This is a genomic window from Lacticaseibacillus mingshuiensis (assembly GCF_016861785.1).
GTDB lineage: Bacteria > Bacillota > Bacilli > Lactobacillales > Lactobacillaceae > Lacticaseibacillus > Lacticaseibacillus mingshuiensis.
In genome coordinates this window covers 1-20,694 of record NZ_BOLS01000012.1, presented here as the reverse complement: position 1 = coordinate 20,694, position 20,694 = coordinate 1, and the positions used below count along the sequence as shown (strand labels likewise).

Sequence of the window (20,694 nt, the reverse complement as noted above, 5' to 3'; positions counted from 1 at the left end):
GGGAAGTGGGACAAATGGCGGGTTTGGGTCCGACAGGTAAGTGTTCTCAAGCACCAGGTCCGCCCTTTGGACCAGGCGCTTGAGGACCTTAGCTGCTCGGACCCGGACATTTGGCCCACGACAACACAGTGCTTTGGCTTGCGTTTTGACCGCGAAGCATAAGTCCGGGTCCGCGAATTTTTCCTACTATTAAATTGACAACTGGAGGCATTTTTCATGAAAGAATTGACGATGGCGATCGTCGGGTATGGCGGCATGGGCTCGTATCATGCGCACGCGCTGATTCCTGACGCCGCCCACATTCACCTGAAAGGCGCGTTCGACATTGACCCGGCGCGCCAGCAAGCGATCGCCGATGACGGCTTCGTGTCGTATCCGAGTTACGGCGCGCTGCTGGCCGACCCAGAGATCGACTTGGTGCTGGTCGCCACGCCGAATGACCGCCACAAGCCGCTGGCGATTCAGGCGCTGAACGCCGGCAAGCATGTGATCTCGGAGAAGCCGGCGATGATGAGCCCGGCGGAACTGGAGGAAGTGCTCGCCGTCGCAAAAGACGCCCACCGCGAATTTTTCACGCATCAAAATCGGCGGTGGGATCCCGATTTTCGCGTGATCACGGAGATCGTTGAAAGCCACTCGATCGGGGATGTGTTCCGCATCGAAAGTCGCGTGCATGGGGCCAACGGAATTCCCGGCGATTGGCGGCATTACGCCAAATACGGTGGCGGCATGATTCGCGATTGGGGCGTGCATTTGCTGGACCAGCTGCTATTTTTGCTGGATGGCCCGATCAGCCGCGTGACTGCGGAGACCAGCACCATTTTGGGGAATGATTGCGACGATGGCTTCACGGTGCGGCTCGATTTTGCCAGTGGCATCCGCTGCGTGGTCGAAGTCGGCACCACGAACTTCATCTCCCTGCCCCGCTGGTACGTCAAGGGCACCAAGGGCACGGCCGAGATCATCGACTGGGACCTGGCCGGCGAGCAGGTCATCGCGACAGGCGTTGACACCACCGCGCCCGCCCCGATCAGAGCCGGCGTCGGCCTGACGAAAACAATGGCCCCGCCGGCTGAAAACGCGGTGCGCCATGCCGCTCTGCCAGCCGGGACGCCGCTTGCGGAGAGCTTCTACGACAATGTCCATGACGTGATCACGGCCGGCGCCGCGCGCATCGTGAAAAATGAGGAAGTCCTGCGCCTCTTGCGGCTGATCGACGCGATCTTCCAGGCCACCGAGACCGGGCAGAGCGTTGGGTTTGAGTGACAAACCAAAAGCAGAGATATCCCTGCTCAAAACCCTTCCCAAAGTTGGCTGGGCCATGATATACTGAATACGAAAAGAGCCCGTGCGGCAAACACGGACCCTAACCTGAAGCTACAGAACCGTTAAAAGCGGCCGGAGTTTCGGTGATCACAATATTACGAGACCATCACATCCCCCAACAGGTTAGTGACGGTCTTTTTTATTGCTCGTGTTGCTTCGGCCATGAACCAACTCGATCAACATGATAATGAAGCTACCAAGTTGAAGGAGCAGTTCAAGGCAATCTGCGACACTCACTCAGACACCCCCTTTCGGTCAGAGTCGTTCGTTGGGCCCATAGGCACCATCTCCTTCCGATCGAAACTGCCGACCGCCGTTCACTGTTCTGTCTAATCAGGATAGCACGGCTCGTTATCTTTTGGGAAGAAAAATCGTAGGACCGGCTCAAATAAATTCAATACAATTATTGTTTTAAAAGAATATGCAGACTTCTAGAGAAATACATTCTGCGCCTTGTCCGTTTTCATTAACGTTATTTTTAAAAATGATTCTATGTATTCCCAACGACTTTTTGGTATTCCCCAAAAGTGCTTTTCATCCCTCGATATCCATGGTAATCTGAGATTCGAGGAGGTCCATGCGACAACGGGGTTCCCTCATCTGGAACGCAGAACCGAAACAGCGGTCGAAGTTACGATCTTAGTCTACAGGGCTAGTCACATCCTCCGGAAAGGTTTAGTGATCGTCTTTTTTCGTCGCTAGTGCTGGATCGGTCAGCCGAGATTCAGATAGGTCAGCGATGGCCTATTTTTTTGGCTCATTTTTCTGCCCAGCACCAGCCGAAAACTTTGCCCCTTCCCCTTGCCTTTTCCGCCCATTAGCCCAAAATACATATGAAAGCGTTCACGCGAACGCGAAAATTTGGCGATGGAAGGACACATACTATGAAAAAATGGACGCGGCTCAAGTATCATCCCAACACGACACTTGGCCCAAACGGTACCCGAATCACGAGCTCCACGACCCATGCGGACCTGGCGCGGCGCCTGGCGCGCGAGGGGATGGTGCTGTTGAAGAATGACGACAACGCCTTGCCACTGACGGATGGGGTCAAGCTTGCAGTGTTTGGCACCAACCAATTCGACTATGTCAAAGGCGGCGGTGGCAGCGCGGATGTGGTCGCTCCCTATGCACACGGCCTGAATGACGGGCTTGCGGAAAAAGAGGCAGCCGGGCAACTCAGCGTGTTTGCCCCACTCAGCGATTTTTACCGAGAAAGTGTGCAGACGCAGCGCGCGGCGAACATTGAAGTCGGCCGCACCACGCAGCCGGCGCTGGACCCCGCGCTGATCGAGGCCGCGGCGCGCTTCACCGACACTGCGATCATCACCATCGGCCGTTTTTCCGGCGAAGGCAATGACCGCCAGCTCAAGCCCGGCGATGGCGACTATTATCTGGCACCGGAAGAGGACGCCATGGTGGCCGCTGCGACCGTGAATTTTGCCCATGTGATCGTGGTCTTGAATGTCGGCGGCGTCGTCGATACCAACTGGTTCAAGGATGATCCGCGAATTCAGGCTGTCCTCTTGGCGTGGCAAGGCGGCGAAGAAGGCGGCCCGGCCGCGGCGGACCTGCTCGTCGGCGACACGACCCCGAGCGGCAAGCTCCCTGACACCTTTGCCGGCCGCGACGATGCCTACCCGGGCGCCGCGCATTTCACCGACTCCCTCGATTATGTCGATTACACCGAGGATATCTTCGTCGGCTATCGCTATTTCGAGACCTTTGCCGCTGCGCGAAAACAGGTCAATTATCCCTTCGGCTTTGGGTTATCCTACACCCATTTTGCGATCAGCGGCGTCAGTGTTGCGCCGCAAGCTGTCACGACCGTCACGACCGTTTCAAAGGCGGGTGGCACTGACGGGCAAGTCGAAGCGTCCGACGGTTTCCAGGTGACGGCAACGGTGCTGAACACAGGCGACCGCGCCGGCAAAGAGACACTGCAATTGTATCTGTCCGCGCCTCAGGGGCAGCTTGGCAAACCGGCCAAGGAACTCGTCGCGTTTCAAAAGACCCGGCTACTTCAGCCGGGCGAGGCGCAAACTGTTTTTCTCCGCTTCAACTTGGACGATCACGCGAGCTTCGATGATCTCGGCAAGATCGCGAAATCCGCGTTTGTGCTGGAGCGCGGCGACTACGCGCTGAGCCTGGGCACCTCAGTTGCGGACGTTGAAACGCTGGATTGGCATCACCGTGAGCCCGCCGATCGCATCGTGCGCCAAGCGGCCAGTCTTGTGACGCCGCATCAGCTGGCGAAGCGGCTCTTGGCGGATGGCAGTTACGAAGCCTTGCCGACGGATGACGTGCAAAAGACAGCCGTCAATGATGGCAGTGCCCGTGTGCCGCTGGATGCGACGCTGCCGCTGACCCAGGTGCGGCGTCTGACGCCTCAGCCGGTGGACCGGCCGGAAGACTGGAATGATCCAAGCGTGGCCGGCCTCAATCTGCTGGATGTTGCGGAGGGTCGCGGGTCGCTGGCAGATCTGGTCGGCGAAATGACCAATGGGGAACTGGCGACGTTGGTGTCGGGCATTCATGTTCAGCAAAGTGTCTCCAATACTGGCGGCTTTGGCGGGCTCCCGCAACATGGGATTCCGGAAGTGATGACGGCGGATGGCCCTGGCGGTATTCGGGTCGAGCGCAATATCGGCCAGTCCGCCACTGCCTGGCCGTGCGAGACGCTGCTCGCTTCAACGTTTGAACCGGCGTTGCTCCAAGAATTTGGCGCCGCGATGGCCAGCGAGATGAAGGAAAATAATTTGGAGGTCTGGCTGGCGCCGGCGCTGAATATCCATCGAGATCCGCGCTGCGGTCGCAACTTTGAGTATTTTTCCGAGGATCCGCTTTTAAATGGGCTGTGTGGGGCGGCTGAGATCACTGGGATTCAGAACCAGCATATCGGCGCGACGATCAAGCATTTTGCCTGCAATAATAAGGAAGAAAATCGCGGCGAAAGCGACTCGCGTGTGTCCGAACGGGCGCTGCGCGAGATCTATCTGCGGCCGTTTGAGATCGCCGTTCACCTGGCCCAACCGTGGGCGGTGATGACCAGCTACAATATGCTCAACGAGAACTTCAATGCGCAAAACGGGGAGATGTTAAACGATGTGCTGCGCGGCGAATGGGGCTTTGACGGGCTGGTCATGACGGATTGGTGGAACCGGGCGTTTCACGCCAAAGAGATCGCGGCCGGCAACGACTTGAAGATGCCGGATGGCGAGGCAGGCAATTTGATCGAGGCGCTGGCGTCCGGGGACTTGACGCGCGAACAGCTGGAAACGGCGGCGCGCCATGTGCTAGAATTGATGCTTAAACTCGACTGACAAAGGAGCGCCACCACATTGACCATTGAGATCACAACACTGGAAAACCCGACTGCCTCCGAACTGGATCAATTGATGTCGATCTGGCTCACCAGCAACCTCGACGCTCATGGCTTTATTGACCCGCATTACTGGCAAGCCAATGTTCCTGCGGTGCGCGAGGCACTGGGCGAGGCGGAATTGATCGTCGCAAAAAACGGCGCAGCGATCGTCGGCTTTGCCGGGCTTCAAGGCGACTTTTTGGCTGGCCTATTTGTGGACGCAACGTGGCGCGATCGCGGCATCGGCGGGCTGTTGATGGCGGCCTGCCAAGCGGCCCATGCGCGTTTATCACTTGAGGTCTATGTGGCCAATTCGCGCGCGGGTGATTTTTACCTACATCACGACTTTCACGTGAGCGGGCGGACGGTCGATCAGGGGGAGCCGGTGCTGGAGATGTCGTGGCATCGTTAGGGTGCGGAGGGGCGCGGGATGGTCGAGCAGCTAGGCTAGTCTAGTGCTTGGGGCGCTTTTTGCCCCGAGTGCTGGGCGTCCCTAGATGTCTCGACCATGCGCACCGGAGCCTGACTACAGGGTACAAGGATGCACCCAAACCGAATACAAAACAGCGATCCGCATGCATGATTTCGTGCTGCGGGTCGCTGTTTTTTTGTCTCGTCTGCAAAATCTACCGGGCCAGCGTCAATCCCAGCGCCTCACTGCGGCCATCTTGATAGGCGAAGACCGCCCCGAGATGCGTCGGGTCGGCGAGCCAGTCCGCCGGGGCGTGGCCGGCGAAAAACAGGCGCTTGGCTTCCAGCTCCCCTTGAATGGAGGTCGCCGTGAAGACCGTGACGCCGGCTAAGTCGGTCTGAAGCGGCCAGCCGGTGCGCGGATCCAGCAGGTGGTGATACTTCACGCCATTTTTGACCAAGAAGCGCTCATAAATGCCCGATGTCACGGCGGAGCAGGCCGGCAAAATCGTTGTGCCCAGGTCGACACTGCGCGCGCGGCCGGGATCCTGCACGCCGATCACCCACTGGCCATCTTCGCGGCGTGGCGACCGTCCGACTGTCAAAAGATTCCCGCCCAGGTCGATGATGCCTGCGCTTACGCCATATGCCTGCCAGAGCACCTTGATCTGATCGGCGATGAAGCCCTTGGCGATGCCGCCCAGATCCAGCTCCATGCCGGCGGTGTTCAGGCGCACGGTCTGCGCGGCCCCATCCAGCTGGACGCCATCCGGGTGGCTCAGTGCCAGGCCTTCAGCGATCTCATCGGGCGCCGGCACATGCGCGCCTGCAAAGCCGATCTGCCAGCGTTTGACCAGCGGCCCGATCAAGGCGTTGAAGCCAAAATTTTCCCGACTGGCGGCCACGGCTTGATCGATCAGGTCATAGGTCGCGCTGGAAACGGCGACAGCCTTTTCCCCCGCCGCATGATTGACCGCCATCACTTCAGATTGCGGTCGATTAACGGTGAGCCGGTCCTCTTCTTTTTGAATCAAGACGGCGGCTGCCTCAAGCGCCGCATCGTCTTGCTCGCCGAAAACGGTCAGGTTGATGCGGGTGCCCAAGGCGTGTAATGTCCGTGTGCGTTTTGTCATCGTTGTTCCCTCACAAAGGCCTGCATCAAGAGGACCGGTTCCGTTGGCGTCAGATTGATCACGCGGTACGCGCCGATCGTGGCCGGAACGATGAAGGTCTCGCCGAAATGGTAGGTTTGGGCGGGAAACTCATTCGTCAGGGACTCGATGCGAATGGCGGTGCCCAAAACGAGATTCAGCATGTTCACCCCGTGGTGGGCGTCGATCGTGATCGGCTTGGCGGCCACGTGATGGCGCCGCGTCTCGATGAACTCAAGGGCTTGCAGGCCGGTGTGTTCCTCTATGTGCCCATCCCCGCTTTCGACAGGTTCGATCGGATCGATCAGCTCGCGGCGGGCAAAATCGGCATCAAAGGCCATGTTCGCATTGGCCTCGCCATGCGCCAGATGAACGGGCCGCGGCCGGCCGTCCAAGCCGATGCGGCCCCAGTCCCAGAGCTTGAAGGTGAAAATATACGGCGTCTGGGAGATCTCGAGAATCACGGTATTGGCCCCGCCGCTGTGGATCGTCCCCGCCGGAATGGAAAAATGATCCCCGCGGTGGGCCGGCACGCGGTTGATGAATTTTGCGTCATCAAAAGGCTGCTCGGTTTCCTGGGCGGCATGGAGCGCCGCAAAAAGTGGCTCCTTTTCGCAACCATTTTTCACGCCGAGATAGACGCTGGCGCCTTCCCCTGCTTCGAGAATGTAGTAGCTCTCGCTTTGGGTGTACGTCATGCCAAACTTGTCTTGGATGTAATCGATGCGCGGGTGGACCTGGAGGCTGAGGTTGCCGCCGCCCATGGTGTCCAGATAATCGAAGCGAATCGGGAACTCGTTGCCAAAACGCGCTTGGACCAGCGCCCCTAACAGTTGCATCGGTCGTTGGTGCACCAGGGCGATGGCCGGCACGCGAAGAAAGCCGCCGGTGAGGGCGAACTTCAGACTATTTTCCTCGGGCACGCCGTCAAACGCCCAGCCGTAATTGGGGACGCTTGGATCAAGGGCAAATTGCTGTTTCATCCACTGGCCGCCCCAGACGCTTTGGTCAAAATAGGGCACAAGGCGAAATGGGCGGTGCGCGGCGCTGTCCAGGCAGGCGTTCAGGGTCACGGCCGAGGCGAGGCGCGGGGCGTCGCGCGCGGTGGTGTCGAGGTACCAGTTTAGGTGCGGCATGTCGGCGTTGCGCTGGCGGTCGCCAAGGCGCCATTCGAAGAAATAACCGCGCTTATATTTGCGCAACATGTCTTCGTCGCCGTTGGTCGCGTGCCAATTCGGTTGGCCGGCGCGCAGGCGCAGTTGGAGCTGCCAGCGGGTGATGTCGGCGTAGAGGAGCAGGTCCGGCTGGTCGACAAAGAGGCTCGCGGCGCATCCAATCACCACAATCTGACGCGCGCTTGCGTCGAGACATGTTTTCACTTCTTGACGGGTCGTCGCCGGGAAAAAGTCGGCGAAGACTTGATGCGAGAGGCGGCCAAAGACACGGTCATCGGTGAGCTGCTGGGCGAGTTGCGCGGTCAATTCGGCTGGGGCAATGGCGAAGTCGTCGGCGCTCACGAGGTCGGCGTTTGGCCAGGTCGCTTCGGCGAGTTGCCGGATCGCCTGTTGGTCCACGCCGGGGAAACAGTCGATCACGATGCGCTTGGCGTGGCGACTGAGGCGGTCGTGTTGAAGGGCGGCCACGATGGCGGCGGTGCCTGTTGCGACTTGACCGGTGGCCTCGATCTGCGGGTCGCGGTCATAGGGCACGCCTGGATGAAGGCCGGCCACTGCCTGTTTTTCAGTCATGTGCGTCTTCCAAAATGGCGACCAGGCCGCGCATGGTGCTCAGGCTGGTCTGGGCACTCTTGCGGACCGGCACTTGCGCCTGGAGCTCGGGCATGCCCGGTGCAAACAGGGCAAAGCCAGCGGAGACACCGCCGCCGATCGCGAGGTCATCTGGGGCAAAGCGCGACACAAATGGCAAAAGCGCGTCTTGAATCGCGGCGCCAAAATCGCGGAACGCCTGTTGGGCCACGGGGTCGCCGGCTTCGGCGCGGCCAGCCAGCGCGGCGCCGTCGCTCGCATCACTTCCGGCGGCCTTGGCAAATCGCATCAAGCCCTGGTTGCACAGCCAATCATCGATCACGCCATCTTTGAACGGCACCGGGTACAGCATCCCCTCATCGTTCAAGCCGTATTGGGCGTCGGTGACCACCTGGCCGTCGATGATGAAACACGACCCGGTGCCGGTGCCCAGGGTGATGTACATCCCGCGCTTGCTGGCTGGGTCCGGCCGCATCGCGTATTCGCCGCGGCCAAATGCGGTGGCGTCATTTTCAAACAACACGGGCACGTGCACGCCGTAATGATCGGCGAGCACTTGGCCAAATGCCGCTTTGAGATCGACGCCATACAAGCTGTCGTATTTGCGCCGGCCGTGCATCAAACTCTTCCCCGCCGCATAGTCGAAGGGGCCGGGAAAAGACGAGGCGAGCCCCGCGATATCGGCAGGCGCGATGCCACTGGCGTCGACGACATCGCAGATCAAGTCGGCAAAATGCGCGAGCAACGCGTCTGTTGGCAGATCCGATTTGGCCGCATAGTGTTTTGGCTGCGTCCAGCCGAAATGCCCGTCTTCGCTGAAGGTGTTGCCCTTGATGCCGGTGCCGCCAACGTCAAATAAGATATATTGCTTCAATAGTTTTCTCTCCTTAATACGTGATAGAATCGGGGGCATGGAGGCCTTCTATGGCAAACTCGCAAGCTCCCCTATACCAACAAGTCGCGATCGATCTCACGCGCCGCATTCAGGCCGGCGAATGGGCGCCTGGCAATGCGCTCCCCGCCGAGGAAGTCTTGGCGGCGCATTATGCGGTCAGTCGCATTACCGTGCGCAAGGCGATCGGCGTCTTGATCGCCGCCGAGTCCGTGCAGAAACGTCGCGGATCAAGCGCGACGGTCGCCAGTGCGGCCCGGCTCGCGCCGGCCGCCACGGTGATCGCCCCGCCGACCGGATTCATTCAGGAACGCTTCGCCGCGGAAAAACAGACCCGCTTCACGCTCAATCCGGCGTATGCAGATGCACGCCTGGCGCAGCGGCTTCAAGTGCCAGTTGGAACGGCGTTGTTGTGCCTGACGCGCCATGTGTTTGACGCGGACGGTATGGTCGCCTTGTTTCAGACTTATTTTACCGCACAAGCGCTTTCTGTTGGGCGTTTACGCCAAAGTCTCAACGGTGGCCATTCATTTTATGCCTTTTTGCGTGCGGAGGCGATCATCCCCCATGTCCAGCGCGAAGAAGTCACGGCGCTGGACGCGGATGCCGGACTGCGCGCGATTTTCGGGTTCAAAAACGCCCGGCCGCTGCTTCGGCGTCAGCGCGTGGTGGCCAGCGCCAGCGGGGATTATCGCGAATACAGCGATTGTTACTATGCGGCGGACCGCTATCGGTTTATTTTGGACTTCGCCAGCGATGGGCATGAGGCGGAACCGTTTTGAGCGGATTCTGGCGGGTTGAGCTGTGTCTAGCGGGTCGGATGGATTCGCTGGCCACAAGAAAGGCGCAGAGAGGTTGGTCTGCGCCTTTTTGCGTACGACTGGGGCGGCTCGACTAGCTGCTCAGACCTGAACGCCGCGCTACGCACCCTCAGTTGGGCTTCGCCGAGCAGGGGCGGGACATCTAGTCGTCCCAGTCGCCTGATGGCCTAGTGCGCCATCAACCGCCCAGGCCGAACTAGCTTTCCTCCCCTAAACGCTCGGCTACGCACCCTCCTTTTCATTCGTTGCGATACTGATCACGCCTTGTGCTTGTGTGCGCAGTGCGGCCTGCGCATCGTCGAGGTCAGTTGTGGTTGTGGTGAAGAGGTCGAACTCGAATTCGTAGAAGCCGGCGAGGTCGACGTTGAAATTGGTCTCCCAGAAATTGTTCATGAGCCACGCGAAGACCTGCTCGTGATTTTTCGCCGCGGTTTCTGGGCCAGCCAACGCGATCTGGTGTGGGCGTAAGCTGCCCAAGGTGATCAGCGGCGTATCCTGCGGGCAAACGCCGAGCGTTTTCCCCGCCTCATCGCGATAGAAGAAGCCCGAGTCCAGCGCCCAGAAATCGGCGTTGGTGCCTGGCAGCTGGTCGATCGCCGGGCGGAAGAGTTGGTCGATCTTTTCTGCATACAGATCGCTGGTCGCCGCAAACGGCAAAGAGACGTACAGATTTTCCGGCGCCCAGGTGCTGTCTTTGTGGACGCGCACCGAGGTCTGAATCAGCGGCAGGTGCTTGTAGAATTTGAGTTGCACCGAATAAAGCTGGGTGCCGGTCAGTGAAAAATCGAGTACGACCGTCTGATAGATCGGTCCATCCGCGATGGTGCGAATGTCGGTCAGCTGCGACAGACTGCGCTGAACGCCATTGCCTTTGCGGTTGCGGCCCATCCGCCGGCGCTCGTTACATGGATCCGTTTTCACCGGGGTCACTTCGTATACCCCGTAAAATGCAGGCACCAGCGCGTCCTCGCGTAACAGCGAGCGGCCCGTTGACTTGTCGGTGAGTGAGGCGATGCCGATCGTGCCATCCAGCCGGCATTCATAATCATCGGTCTCGATGACGAGGTCGCTGGCCACGCCGGAATGCGCGATGTCGCGGACGCCTTCTGTGCCGCGGGCAAAACCTAGATAACGGGAATCGACTGCCGCGTTTTTCCCGAGCCTGATCGCGTAACGGCGAGTCTCTTTTGGCGCGAGATGCGCGGTGATGGTCACCTCATAGGCGCGCGGGGTGCCTGCGATCTGGCGTGGGACCGTGGCGCCGGTCTGCAGATCCACCACCTCCAGATATGGCAGAAGCGCGTCGCTCATCCGGTGGCCCTCCAGCAGCTCCGGATACTCGAAATTCAGCACGGCCGGCACGTCGACGGCACGGTCATGCGGATTGATCACCTTGTACGTCTTGTGGCGATTGGCGCGCGGGGTCGCCATGTGGTAGTCGTAAAGGAGCTGCTGGTTGAGGTAATTGTTGGCCAAGACTGAGGCCTGCGTGGCAAACGCGGCCTTGCGAAACGAGAGCTCGTTGACCATCGTGTTCCACGGCTCGGAAACGGAAGACGAATAGCCCCAAGTGTGTTCGGCATACAACATCAATTGATGGCGAATCGCGGCCGCCGTCGGGAGCTGTTTTTCAGCTGGGGTCGCGAGCAATTGCCCCACGTGATACCGGCGCTGGGCGTTGCGATAGATCTTTGTGGCGGCCGGCGTCGAACCCACCCCATCGGCCCACCAATCGTTCCAATCACCGCTGTACGTCGGCAAGGCGCTCAGGTCCTGACTGCGCAGATACGCGAAAAATTGATTGAGGCCGATCAGCTGAATGCGGATCTCATCGCCATATTGCGCGTTCCAGGCCGCGATTGACGCCAGCAGCGCCTCATTGGGCCCGGCATTGTCCGAGACATAGCCGGAGATCATGGCCGGGGCAAAATCGTAGGCATAACCGCGCGCCGCCAGCGCCTCGAAGTACTTGAAAATGCGCTCGTGTGCGATCGGCATCTGAGGCGAAGTGATGTCGCCGTTATGTTCATCGGAGATCAGGTAACTCATTTGGCCGCCGGGAATGATGTACAGCTCGTCGCCAAACTGGTAATGCGTCCCGTTCCAGACAAGAAGCTTGCGGCCGTCCGCGGTTTGCCACCAAAACGGCACCTGGTCCTCAAACAGCGGCGGGGTGCCGTGATGGCCGTGCACGCAGGTAAAGAAATTGTCGATCTGATTGTCCAGCAAGGCGTCGGCATAGGCCCAGCCGAAACCGTTGACGTCACAGGCCATGCCGGAATCCAATTTGCGCTCCAGCGTGTTCGCCCAGGCGCGCCCTTCGCCGAGCACATCCGTCAACACGTCTTTATCCACCAACTCGGTCATGTTGAAGGCATTGAGCGACACGTCGATGTAGCCGCGCTCGACATACTCATCGAAGCGGCGTTTTTCGGCGTCGGTCGCTTCGCTAAAAAAGTTCTGCACCTGCCAGTAATTTTCACAGGTCCAAACGAAATCGGTGTGGCCATTTGCCTTGAGTTCCTGGTCGATGATTGCCATCGCCTGGCGAATGAACTCGACGTGCTGCAAGGCGATATCTTCCTGGCGGTCGGTGTAGCCGATATCCGTGTGCGAATGGTTGATCAAAAACAGCGTCTTCATTGGATTTCCTCCTAATTTCTCTTGTCAGCTCGAGTCTACGACAGCGCTTGCAGGTTGGGTAGTCTTTTTCAAAACACCGGCGCGGCGCGGTTTGACGGTGGTTGTATCGCGGCGGCGCAAAACTGAGACTTGTGTTTCGGCGCCAAAGTCGGATGATATTGATGAAAACGGTCTCATAGGAGGAAACAAGATGTCATTGTTGACAGATGCGAGTCGCTGGCACGAGGCACGGTCGCGCTCAATTTCCGCGGAAAATTCGACGGGGACACCGGGTGGCGGCGGGCGCGCCACCACTGGCACAGGCGCTTCAGCCGCCCGCGAGCTCGGCGTCGGCTGGAAGGTCTCGCCTTCCGTGATGGTGGAACCAGGCGCGACGCAATTGGTCGGAGCGATCACCGGACCGGGTGTGATTCGGCACATCTGGCTCACCTGCCCGCCTGAGGTCTGGCGCGAAACAGTGCTGCAGTTTTTCTGGGACGATGCCACGGTGCCGGCCGTGAACGTGCCACTTGGCGACTTTTTTTGCGAAGGCTGGGGCCAGCGGTGCAACGTCAATTCCATGCCGATCGCGGTCAATCCGGCCGGCGGAATGAATTGTTACTGGGCAATGCCGTTTCGCAAAAATGCGCGCATTCAGCTGATCAATTTGGGCGACCGGGAATTTCCGCTTTACTACCAGGTCGACTACACACTTGAGGAAGTACCGGCTGACACGCTTTATTTTCACGCGACCTGGCGCCGCAGTGACCCCTTGCCTGCGAAAACGGTGCACGAGCTGGTGCCGCAGATCAGCGGGCGCGGGCAGTATGTCGGGACGTACTTGGCGTATGAATCCCACAGCACAGGCTGGTGGGGAGAAGGCGAAATGAAGTTCTACCTCGATGAGGACCGGGAATTTCCGACGATCTGTGGCACCGGAACTGAGGACTATTTTGGCGGCGCCTGGAACTTCGAACAACCCGCCGGCGAATACGGGCGCTATTCGACGCCATTTCTTGGGTTGCCTCAGGTGATCAAACCAGATGGCCTGTATCAAAGTCAGCCGCGGTTTGGCCTGTATCGCTGGCATCTGGCCGACGCGATTCGCTTCACAACGGGGCTGCGGGTGACACTTCAGTCGCTGGGCTGGCGCAGTGGCGGCCGCTATTTGGCGCAACAAGATGACCTCGCCACCACCGCCTTTTTGTATCTGGAAACGCCGGGTTGCGACGTGCTGGCGCAGGAGCTAACCGGCGATCAACTTGAGATTCTGTGACTGGGGCTGGGCACGGATCGGGTCGCCAGGCCAATTGACACCGGTTTCATTGGTGATAAACTGAACATAACGGGCGGCGAATATGGGCCGTCCCCATCGGCAATAGCTTGCAAAGGGAGGCATTCTTTTGACAGAAGAATTTAAGAACAATGATTTTGCAGACGTGATGCTCAACCGCCATTCGGTCCGCGAATTTGACCCGAGCGTGACCATCGACCGCGCCGAATTGACCGCGATGATCCAAGAAGCAACCACCGCGCCATCCGCGTGCAACTTGCAGTCCTGGCATTTTGTCATCATCGACACGCCGGAAGCCAAGGAGAAACTCAAGCAGGCGGCGATGAAGTTCAACTACCCGCAAGTCGACTCCAGCTCGGCGATCATTTATATCGCCGGCGACACGCAATCGCACAAGGTCTACCGCGACGTCTGGACCAAGGTCTATGAAGCCGGCAAGATCTCGAAGGAAAAATTGGACCAGATCTTCAACTCCTTCCTGCCGCTGTATGAAAATGCCTCGCCAGAATTTTTGACCTTGGACGCGACGATCGACGGGTCCATGGTGGGCATGCAGCTCCTGCTGGCAGCCCGGGCACATGGCTATGAGGCCAATGCGTGGTCCGGCTACGACTTCAAGAAGATCATTCCCGCAGTGGGCCTTGACCCGAAACGCTTCGTGCCTGTAATGGCCATCGCGATCGGCAAGCCAGCCGCTGGGGCCGACATCTTGAAGACCGACCGCTACGATGTGAACTCGCAGATCTCTGTTTTGTAAGCTTCATCGGATTCAAAGAGGCGCAGACCGATTTTTCAGTCTGCGCCTCTTTTTTGGATGTGGGACAAATGTCGCTCTTGGGTCCGACAGGTAAGTGTTCCAATCGCCAGATCCGAACTTTGGACCAGGTGAATGGAACCTTAGCTGCTCGGGCCCTGACATTTGGCCCACGACACTGCTGTCACATTAGTGCACCATACAGGACGGTCACCGCACCACCAGCATCACACCGTTATACAGGTTGATCACGATCACCGCCACCAGCATCAGCTGAAACACGCGTGTGACCTTGGCTGGGCTCAGCACATGGCTGAAATGGGCGCCAAGCAAGCCGCCAATGATCGCCGCTGGAATGATAAACCACAGCATGCCCAAGTCGAAATCGCCCAGCCGGCCAGCCACCGCGATCGAGGCCAATTTTGCCAATTGGGAGAAAAAAATGGTGGCGATGGAATACACCGTGGCGGCCTTGATCGGCATGTTGAACAGGAGCATCAATAACGCCACGTTGATCGGCCCCCCGCCGATGCCAAGCAAGCTGGCCAAAAACCCTAAGAGGATGCCACACGCGATGACCCACCCGGCGCCCCTTAGCGCCAGCGTTCCCCAGTGGTAAACGGAATTGAGAAGCGCAAATAGAATGGTCAAAATGGTGAGCGTGATCTGAATGGCGAGCACTGGGGCATCGCCAAGCGTGGCCAACAAGCCGGTGAGGGCACGCTCCCCCAGTAGCCCGCCGGCCAGCGCCCCGACTGCCAGCCAGAGAACCATTTTCAGCTGAAGCCGGATGCCATGGCTGACCTGGCTGATAGTCGAGACGATCAACATGGTGAACACCGCCGCGGTCGACAGAAATGAGACTGAGGCGACGCTGTCATAGCCGATCACGTCGAATACTGGCTTGATGATCACCCCACCGCCCATGCCGGAGATCGCGCCAAGGGCATTGCAGACGACGATGACCACCGCGTAAAGCAACCCGATCCACATCAAAAGCCCTCCCCGTTGTTTGCTTGTAAGCAAAGTATAACGGGGAGGGCGCGCCGGTACCTAGCGAAGCGGCCAACAAGTTGATTCAGCTGGGTGAGTCAAGTGCGGCGAAGCGGCTTGCAGGGGCCGGCGAAATAGCTTTCGAAAGAGCAGGCGGCGTCCCTTGCCGGGTGAAGCGGTTTGGTGCGGGGCCGGCCTATGCGCTTATGGCCGCGGATCGATCGTCGGAAATTCCACAATGCGCAGTTTGGCACCGCCATATGGGACCAGTTCAAGTGCGGTCGCCTCGCCTGCGTCCACGTTGTACGGCGGTTCGTCCGCGGAGTTGCCGCGCATGTCCCAATTATTGAGGCGCCAGCCTGTGGTGCGAATGCTGATCGGCGAATGCAGGCTATCAAAGACCTGGCCGTTGACGAGTGCCGCCGCCGAATTTTCCACGACGTCAAACTTGGCATGGGTGGACAAGCCATAGCGCCACTCGGATTCTGGGGTCAGGCCAAAATCAGGATACGGCTGGTTGCCAAAAAGGCGTTGCCAGTGTTCCTTGATCGGCAAGGCAAATAGCAGCGGGCCGTACAACACGCCGGTGGCACGGTTGGCGCGCGGCGCAAAACGGACCTCTGCGGCAAATGCCAGGGTCAGCTGATCGCCATCTTGGACGGTGAGCGCGAGATAGCCGTCTTGCGGGGTCAGCAGCTGTGCCTCGTCATTGACGGTCAGGGTCGTGCCTGTCGCCCAGGTCGGCACACGCAATTTCAAGGTAAACGGGGCATCAGTGGTCACGGCGAAACCGGCGCCCAGCGTGAAGGGATAGTTGCTGGTGACGTCGATCCTGCGCGCACCATCTTGCACTGTGGCCGGCACCGGCGAGATGCACACGAGGCCATCGCGGTCTTTGAGCCAGGTGCTGGCCACGAATTTTGGCCAACCCTGATGCATGTTGGCCAGGCAGCAGCCAAAATGCGGTTCCAGGCCAAAGGTGTTGGCGTGGTCATCATTTTGCGTCCAATTGCGATGGGCAACATCGGCGCGAACTTGGTTGACCTGTTGATCATATTGATGCGCGGTCCAGTCACGACTGATCGTAGCCGGCAGCGCGTTGAAGGCCAGGCGTTCGAGGCGGTCGCCAAGACTACTGTCGCCAAAAACAGCGGTCAACGTCTCAAACGAGAACATTGCCTCGACGATCGAACACAATTCGGTGCCCTGCGTGGGATCGGTACCGGACAGCCATTCGTCGCCGGAAAACAGGCCGTGGAGCTGGCCGTGATAAGTCTGAAGCGTCGCCCATGCATTTTCAAAATCGGCTTTGGCCTGCGCATCGCCATCCAGTTCATAAGCCAGCGCATAACTCTTCAGCGACATCGCCACGTTCACGACATGATTTTGGTGGGAGAAAAAGCGGGTGTAGCGGCGGAACGGAAAATTCTTATACAGATCTGCCCAATCGGCCGTCTGGTTACGCAAGATCGCGATCAGGTCGAGAAGCTGGTCGTCCTGCGTCTTGCCATAAAGCCAAAGCAGGCTCATGATCTCATCCCAGCCGCGCGCCTCGCCCCAATCCGTGAGCGGCTGCGCCTCGGCATGCGCCAAATGATAATGCGCGTACTTGGTCATCAGGGGCACGACGCGTGCATCGCCGGTGGCTTCCTGATACTGAATCAGAACTTTCAGCGCGACCATCCGCGGCCACCAGTCGTCATTTGTGGTCGGGCCAAATTGACCGTCTTCGCGTTGACTGTTTAAGATCCACTCGAGCCATGGTTGAGCCTTGGCGATCAGCTTTTCGTCGTTGAGCAGGTACGCCAGTGGCACCAGGCCGTCGAGATAATACGGGCCGCGCTCCCAATCCTCGCCGTTGCCACCCTTCCAGGCACTATTTTTCACATCGTCCCAGTGATCTTCAAGGCCGCCAGTCAAGCCGTTTGCCTGAATGCGCAGCTGGTCCTGCAGCCAGCCGGCCGGGTGAATCGCGCCCAGCGGCAGATGAGTGAACCGCGCCGCGTCGTGCAATGTTGTCGTCATTTTTATCCTCCAATAAAGCGCTTTCGATTTCTGCTTTATTGTAGCAAGACGCGGCCGGCTTGCAAGCTTTGTCCGCACTTTTATGACAAAATCGCGATGCGGCTTGAAAAGCGCTTGCAGGCCTGGCTACAATGAAGGGGAACACAGAAATGGAGGTCCTTCTTATGGACGCAAAAACAGAAGCACAACGTATTTTGACAGAATCCGGCCAGGTCGCCGTTGCCAGCTTGACCACGGATGGCAGCGCGCCAGATGTCCGCATCGTCTTGTACACGTATTTGAAAGAGGTGAACACCTTGCTGTTCATGACGGCGGGCAATGCCAACAAGGTCGCGGAATTTGCCGCACATGACGCCGCCGCCTTCACCACCCTGCCGATCGGTGAGACCAACGATGTCGTGCGGGTCCACGCCGCCAAGATCAATGGCCTCACACCGGATGAGGCCCAACTCGCGCAATACATGGCCGCATTCCCACAGACGGCAAAATACGCGGCACATGGCACCTTCTTTACCCTGACTTTCAGCGAGGCGGATGTCACCGTGAAAAATCAGGAATCGACTGTCGAATTTTAGGCAGTATCGACCTCGCTTTTCTGGAATCAAAAAACCACGTCCAAAGTCGGGCGTGGTTTTTATTTACATTCAAATCAGATCTCCGTCGCGCCGGTCACGGCATCTGGAAAAACAGGTGTCGGTACCGACTCACTTGCGCCAGTCGACGCATCGGCTTTCGAAGCACTCGTCGACGCATCGGCCGCTGTGTCGGTGCCGGATTCAGAAGCCCCGGTTGAGGCGTCCGGCGTTGGGGTTGGCGTCGCGCTGGACTCGGATGCGCCAGTTGACGCATCCGGCGTCGGCGTTGCGGCTGGCGTGCTGGTTGATTCGGAAGCACCCGTTGAGGCATCTGGCTTGGCAGAGGCGCCGGCTTGAGAAGCGCCCGTTGTCGCATCCGCTTTGTGGCTTGGATCCTGCACGAGTTTTTGGCCCGTCCGCTTGAGGTAGTCCGCGATGATCGGCCAAATGTCCAGCACCCATTCGTTCACGCCGCGATACCGATCGTCGGCGTCGCGCATGGCGCGATAAAAATGCATGATGTATTTTTCATTGACCTTGTTGCCTGGCACTGGCATGGATACCAGGTCAGTCTGATGTTGGCGAAGCGCCCAGATCACCTGTTGGACATGGGCAACGGCGCGTGGCGGGTGCACCTCGGAGGCCATGTCACCGACCTGTTTTGGATACCGCGAAGCCAACATGTCGTCGTGATCCAGTGCGTGGTTGTAATAGATGAATTGGTCGTTGTCATCCATGTAGGTCAATTCCATCGGCATGGAGTTGAGGAACCAGTTCAACTGATCGACCGTCAAAAGCCCGCGATCGAGCTCGACATATTTGTCGCCATTGACCGCGCCGGTTTTGGCCGCGCCTTGCTCGACCCAATCGTCGCTGCGCGGGAGATCGATCGAGGTATCGACCGGATGGTGGCCGGTGAGATCCTCTTGCAGCCACGGTTGGGCCGCTTTTTTCTCCTGCATCGCCGCCAGCACATGGACCCACTTGACGAACTTCGTGATCACCGTGCCCAAAAACGCGACGGTACGCTGGTCCTTGAGGTTGCCTAACTCATCAAACGCATCCTTGGCGTTGGCCAGCAAAAATTCGTCGCCAGGCATCACCAAGGCGCCGACGCCTGGGGCTTCCAACACTTGCCGCAGGGACAACTGGGCGCGCGAGGAGCCTTGATCATGCCAGGACGCGCCGAGAATCAGGACCGGCTTGTTGGCCAGGGGGTGGAGCTTGTTGGACAGCCACTCGATAATATTTTTCATGGCTGGGGCCAAGGTGTGGTTATGTTCTGGGGTGGCGAAGATCACGCCGTCTGCCTGCTCGATCTTGCGTGCCAGGTACAGGACCGCGGCATTTGCGCCGGTGTCCTCGTCCTGGTTGAAAACAGGCACGTCGTTGATGTTCAACACTTCAATGTCCGCCTGGGCCGCATATTGATTGGCCGCAAATACAAGGAGCTGGCGGTTAAAAGACTCTTCGGCAATGGAGCCGGCAATCGCAACTAATTTCATGACGTTCCTCCTAATCTTTGACCCAATTCACAGAGCTGGCTTGCTTCTTGATGGCCGCCAGGGACCCGACGAGCTCCTGGGTGATCTTGCCAAACACGCCAAACTCCTTGAACAACACATCCAGCGGGGCGACCAATTGCGGATCCTTCAGGTCACCATTTTCATCAAAGGCATCCAGCGAATGGCCGACCAAGAATTCGGAGCTCGGCATCACACTGGCACGCACTTCTGGTGAATCGAGGATCTGGCGCAATTGGGCCTGCGCGCGCGAGGTGCCCAGCGAGCCATATGACGCGCCGACAATCATCACCGGCTTGCCGGCCAGCGGATCGATGCCATACGACAACCAGGCCAAGGCCGAGCTCAAAACGGCCGGCACCGCATGGTCATATTCGGGGGTGGCGATGATCACGCCATCCGCCTCTTCGATCTGTTTGGCCAATGCGGTCGCCTGGGCTGGCAACTTTTTGCCCGGATTTTTCATGAACAATGGCCAGCCGCCGATCTCGGCGATATCGATCGTTGCCTGGTCCGCAAAATGCTGCTTCATGTAGGCGATCAGCTGGCGATTGGTCGAATGCGCCGCATTTGTGCCTGCGATTCCAATATAGTGTGTCATGATCATACTCCTTCAGTGAAAAGATCGACCCGCTCGAGGCGGCTTCTACCTGCTCATTATAGCGGAAACCGATTACATATTTCTGCCTTTTTTTGCCAACGTATACGAGCGTTAAAAATCGGCTGCGGAAGGACGCAAAAAGTGGCACAGACGAGTTTGACCGTGTGCACCACTTTTTGGCTGGCGCTGGGCAACGCTCATTGCGAGCCTTCGCAGCCTATCCAGTTGGGCTTCGCCGAGCAGGTCTGAGACAGATAGTCGTCCTGGTCGTTCGATGGCCAAGGGCGCCATCAATCGCCCAGGCCGAACTATCTGCTCAGACCTAGACGCTCGGCTTCGCACCCTATCCAGTTGGGCTTCGGTGCGCATGCTCGAGACATCTAGTTGACCCAGTCACTCGGGGCTAAGACCGGCCCCAAGCGTCTAGGCCAAACTAGCTGCTCGACCATATACGCGCACCTTCGCACCCTATTTCAGTCGGGCTTCGGTGCGCATGCTCGAGACATCTAGTTGACCCAGTCACTCGGGGCTAAGACCGGCCCCAAGCGTCTAGGCCAAACTAGCTGCTCGACCATA

The 20,694-nt window shown here is 58.7% G+C and carries 16 protein-coding genes; 7 read left to right on the top strand and 9 right to left on the bottom strand.

Annotation, left to right across the window (positions count from 1 at the left end; genetic code table 11):
• The first annotated feature begins 216 nt into the window (after window positions 1-216).
• Entirely contained in the window at window positions 217-1,266 is a 1,050-nt protein-coding gene (locus JUE67_RS08435; RefSeq protein WP_203626143.1) for a Gfo/Idh/MocA family protein, read from the top strand.
• A gap of 183 nt (window positions 1,267-1,449) precedes the next feature.
• On the opposite strand, the gene JUE67_RS12900 is transcribed toward JUE67_RS08435, so the two are convergent.
• A complete protein-coding gene (locus JUE67_RS12900) occupies window positions 1,450-1,563 on the bottom strand; it encodes a putative holin-like toxin (protein WP_225877867.1) in 114 nt (37 codons plus the stop codon).
• Window positions 1,564-2,210: 647 nt separating this feature from the next.
• Here JUE67_RS12900 and JUE67_RS08430 point away from each other — a divergent pair.
• On the top strand, window positions 2,211-4,649 hold the full coding sequence (locus JUE67_RS08430; protein WP_203626142.1) for a glycoside hydrolase family 3 protein: 2,439 nt from the start codon (window positions 2,211-2,213) through the stop codon (window positions 4,647-4,649).
• 18 nt (window positions 4,650-4,667) lie between these two features.
• A complete protein-coding gene (locus tag JUE67_RS08425) occupies window positions 4,668-5,102 on the top strand; it encodes a GNAT family N-acetyltransferase (RefSeq protein WP_203626141.1) in 435 nt (144 codons plus the stop codon).
• 214 nt (window positions 5,103-5,316) lie between these two features.
• Here the strand turns inward: JUE67_RS08425 and JUE67_RS08420 are convergent, their stop codons facing one another.
• The 3 genes from JUE67_RS08420 to JUE67_RS08410 are packed head-to-tail and all read right to left on the bottom strand — an operon-like array spanning window position 5,317 to window position 8,892.
• A complete protein-coding gene (locus JUE67_RS08420) occupies window positions 5,317-6,234 on the bottom strand; it encodes an FAD:protein FMN transferase (protein ID WP_203626140.1) in 918 nt (305 codons plus the stop codon).
• Window positions 6,231-8,000: a class I mannose-6-phosphate isomerase gene (locus JUE67_RS08415; protein ID WP_203626139.1), complete on the bottom strand. Its 1,770-nt coding sequence runs from the start codon at window positions 7,998-8,000 to the stop codon at window positions 6,231-6,233. Before JUE67_RS08415 ends, JUE67_RS08420 begins: the two co-directional genes overlap by 4 nt.
• A complete protein-coding gene (locus JUE67_RS08410) occupies window positions 7,993-8,892 on the bottom strand; it encodes an ROK family protein (RefSeq protein ID WP_203626138.1) in 900 nt (299 codons plus the stop codon). Before JUE67_RS08410 ends, JUE67_RS08415 begins: the two co-directional genes overlap by 8 nt.
• Window positions 8,893-8,942: 50 nt before the next feature.
• Between JUE67_RS08410 and JUE67_RS08405 the strand changes: the two genes are divergently transcribed.
• A complete protein-coding gene (locus tag JUE67_RS08405) occupies window positions 8,943-9,692 on the top strand; it encodes a GntR family transcriptional regulator (RefSeq protein ID WP_203626137.1) in 750 nt (249 codons plus the stop codon).
• 261 nt (window positions 9,693-9,953) lie between these two features.
• On the opposite strand, the gene JUE67_RS08400 is transcribed toward JUE67_RS08405, so the two are convergent.
• Window positions 9,954-12,374 carry a glycoside hydrolase family 38 N-terminal domain-containing protein gene (locus tag JUE67_RS08400; RefSeq protein WP_203626136.1) on the bottom strand — a complete coding sequence of 807 codons (2,421 nt, stop codon included), beginning with the start codon at window positions 12,372-12,374 and terminating at the stop codon, window positions 9,954-9,956.
• A gap of 190 nt (window positions 12,375-12,564) precedes the next feature.
• Between JUE67_RS08400 and JUE67_RS08395 the strand changes: the two genes are divergently transcribed.
• Together JUE67_RS08395 and JUE67_RS08390 are read left to right on the top strand one after the other, a co-directional pair.
• Window positions 12,565-13,629 carry a glycoside hydrolase family 172 protein gene (locus JUE67_RS08395; RefSeq protein WP_203626135.1) on the top strand — a complete coding sequence of 355 codons (1,065 nt, stop codon included), beginning with the start codon at window positions 12,565-12,567 and terminating at the stop codon, window positions 13,627-13,629.
• A gap of 166 nt (window positions 13,630-13,795) precedes the next feature.
• Window positions 13,796-14,404, top strand: coding sequence for a nitroreductase family protein (locus tag JUE67_RS08390; protein ID WP_125696184.1), 609 nt, complete (start codon window positions 13,796-13,798; stop codon window positions 14,402-14,404).
• Between the two features lie 207 nt (window positions 14,405-14,611).
• Here the strand turns inward: JUE67_RS08390 and JUE67_RS08385 are convergent, their stop codons facing one another.
• Both JUE67_RS08385 and JUE67_RS08380 read right to left on the bottom strand, forming a co-directional pair.
• Window positions 14,612-15,394: a sulfite exporter TauE/SafE family protein gene (locus JUE67_RS08385; RefSeq protein WP_203626134.1), complete on the bottom strand. Its 783-nt coding sequence runs from the start codon at window positions 15,392-15,394 to the stop codon at window positions 14,612-14,614.
• 204 nt (window positions 15,395-15,598) lie between these two features.
• The gene (locus JUE67_RS08380; protein WP_203626133.1) at window positions 15,599-17,419 is read right to left on the bottom strand and encodes a beta-L-arabinofuranosidase domain-containing protein; all 1,821 of its coding nucleotides are present in this window, start codon (window positions 17,417-17,419) and stop codon (window positions 15,599-15,601) included.
• Window positions 17,420-17,583: 164 nt separating this feature from the next.
• Between JUE67_RS08380 and JUE67_RS08375 the strand changes: the two genes are divergently transcribed.
• The gene (locus JUE67_RS08375) at window positions 17,584-17,994 is read left to right on the top strand and encodes a pyridoxamine 5'-phosphate oxidase family protein (protein WP_203626132.1); all 411 of its coding nucleotides are present in this window, start codon (window positions 17,584-17,586) and stop codon (window positions 17,992-17,994) included.
• Window positions 17,995-18,068: 74 nt separating this feature from the next.
• Here JUE67_RS08375 and JUE67_RS08370 read toward each other — a convergent pair whose 3' ends face one another.
• Both JUE67_RS08370 and JUE67_RS08365 read right to left on the bottom strand, forming a co-directional pair.
• A complete protein-coding gene (locus tag JUE67_RS08370) occupies window positions 18,069-19,499 on the bottom strand; it encodes an NADPH-dependent oxidoreductase (protein WP_203626131.1) in 1,431 nt (476 codons plus the stop codon).
• A gap of 10 nt (window positions 19,500-19,509) precedes the next feature.
• A complete protein-coding gene (locus tag JUE67_RS08365) occupies window positions 19,510-20,118 on the bottom strand; it encodes an NADPH-dependent FMN reductase (protein ID WP_203626130.1) in 609 nt (202 codons plus the stop codon).
• Window positions 20,119-20,694: the final 576 nt, after the last annotated feature.

What these genes read in the sequence shown, in the direction of transcription:
- JUE67_RS08380 (WP_203626133.1), bottom strand. Translation starts at nt 17,419, where the DNA reads ATGACGACAACATTGCACGACGCGGCGCGGTTCACTCATCTGCCGCTG.
- JUE67_RS08420 (WP_203626140.1), bottom strand. Translation starts at nt 6,234, where the DNA reads ATGACAAAACGCACACGGACATTACACGCCTTGGGCACCCGCATCAAC.
- JUE67_RS08415 (WP_203626139.1), bottom strand. Translation starts at nt 8,000, where the DNA reads ATGACTGAAAAACAGGCAGTGGCCGGCCTTCATCCAGGCGTGCCCTAT.
- JUE67_RS08365 (WP_203626130.1), bottom strand. Translation starts at nt 20,118, where the DNA reads ATGACACACTATATTGGAATCGCAGGCACAAATGCGGCGCATTCGACC.
- JUE67_RS08375 (WP_203626132.1), top strand. Translation starts at nt 17,584, where the DNA reads ATGGACGCAAAAACAGAAGCACAACGTATTTTGACAGAATCCGGCCAG.
- JUE67_RS08370 (WP_203626131.1), bottom strand. Translation starts at nt 19,499, where the DNA reads ATGAAATTAGTTGCGATTGCCGGCTCCATTGCCGAAGAGTCTTTTAAC.
- JUE67_RS08385 (WP_203626134.1), bottom strand. Translation starts at nt 15,394, where the DNA reads ATGTGGATCGGGTTGCTTTACGCGGTGGTCATCGTCGTCTGCAATGCC.
- JUE67_RS08390 (WP_125696184.1), top strand. Translation starts at nt 13,796, where the DNA reads ATGCTCAACCGCCATTCGGTCCGCGAATTTGACCCGAGCGTGACCATC.
- JUE67_RS08435 (WP_203626143.1), top strand. Translation starts at nt 217, where the DNA reads ATGAAAGAATTGACGATGGCGATCGTCGGGTATGGCGGCATGGGCTCG.
- JUE67_RS08430 (WP_203626142.1), top strand. Translation starts at nt 2,211, where the DNA reads ATGAAAAAATGGACGCGGCTCAAGTATCATCCCAACACGACACTTGGC.
- JUE67_RS08400 (WP_203626136.1), bottom strand. Translation starts at nt 12,374, where the DNA reads ATGAAGACGCTGTTTTTGATCAACCATTCGCACACGGATATCGGCTAC.
- JUE67_RS08395 (WP_203626135.1), top strand. Translation starts at nt 12,565, where the DNA reads ATGTCATTGTTGACAGATGCGAGTCGCTGGCACGAGGCACGGTCGCGC.
- JUE67_RS08405 (WP_203626137.1), top strand. Translation starts at nt 8,943, where the DNA reads ATGGCAAACTCGCAAGCTCCCCTATACCAACAAGTCGCGATCGATCTC.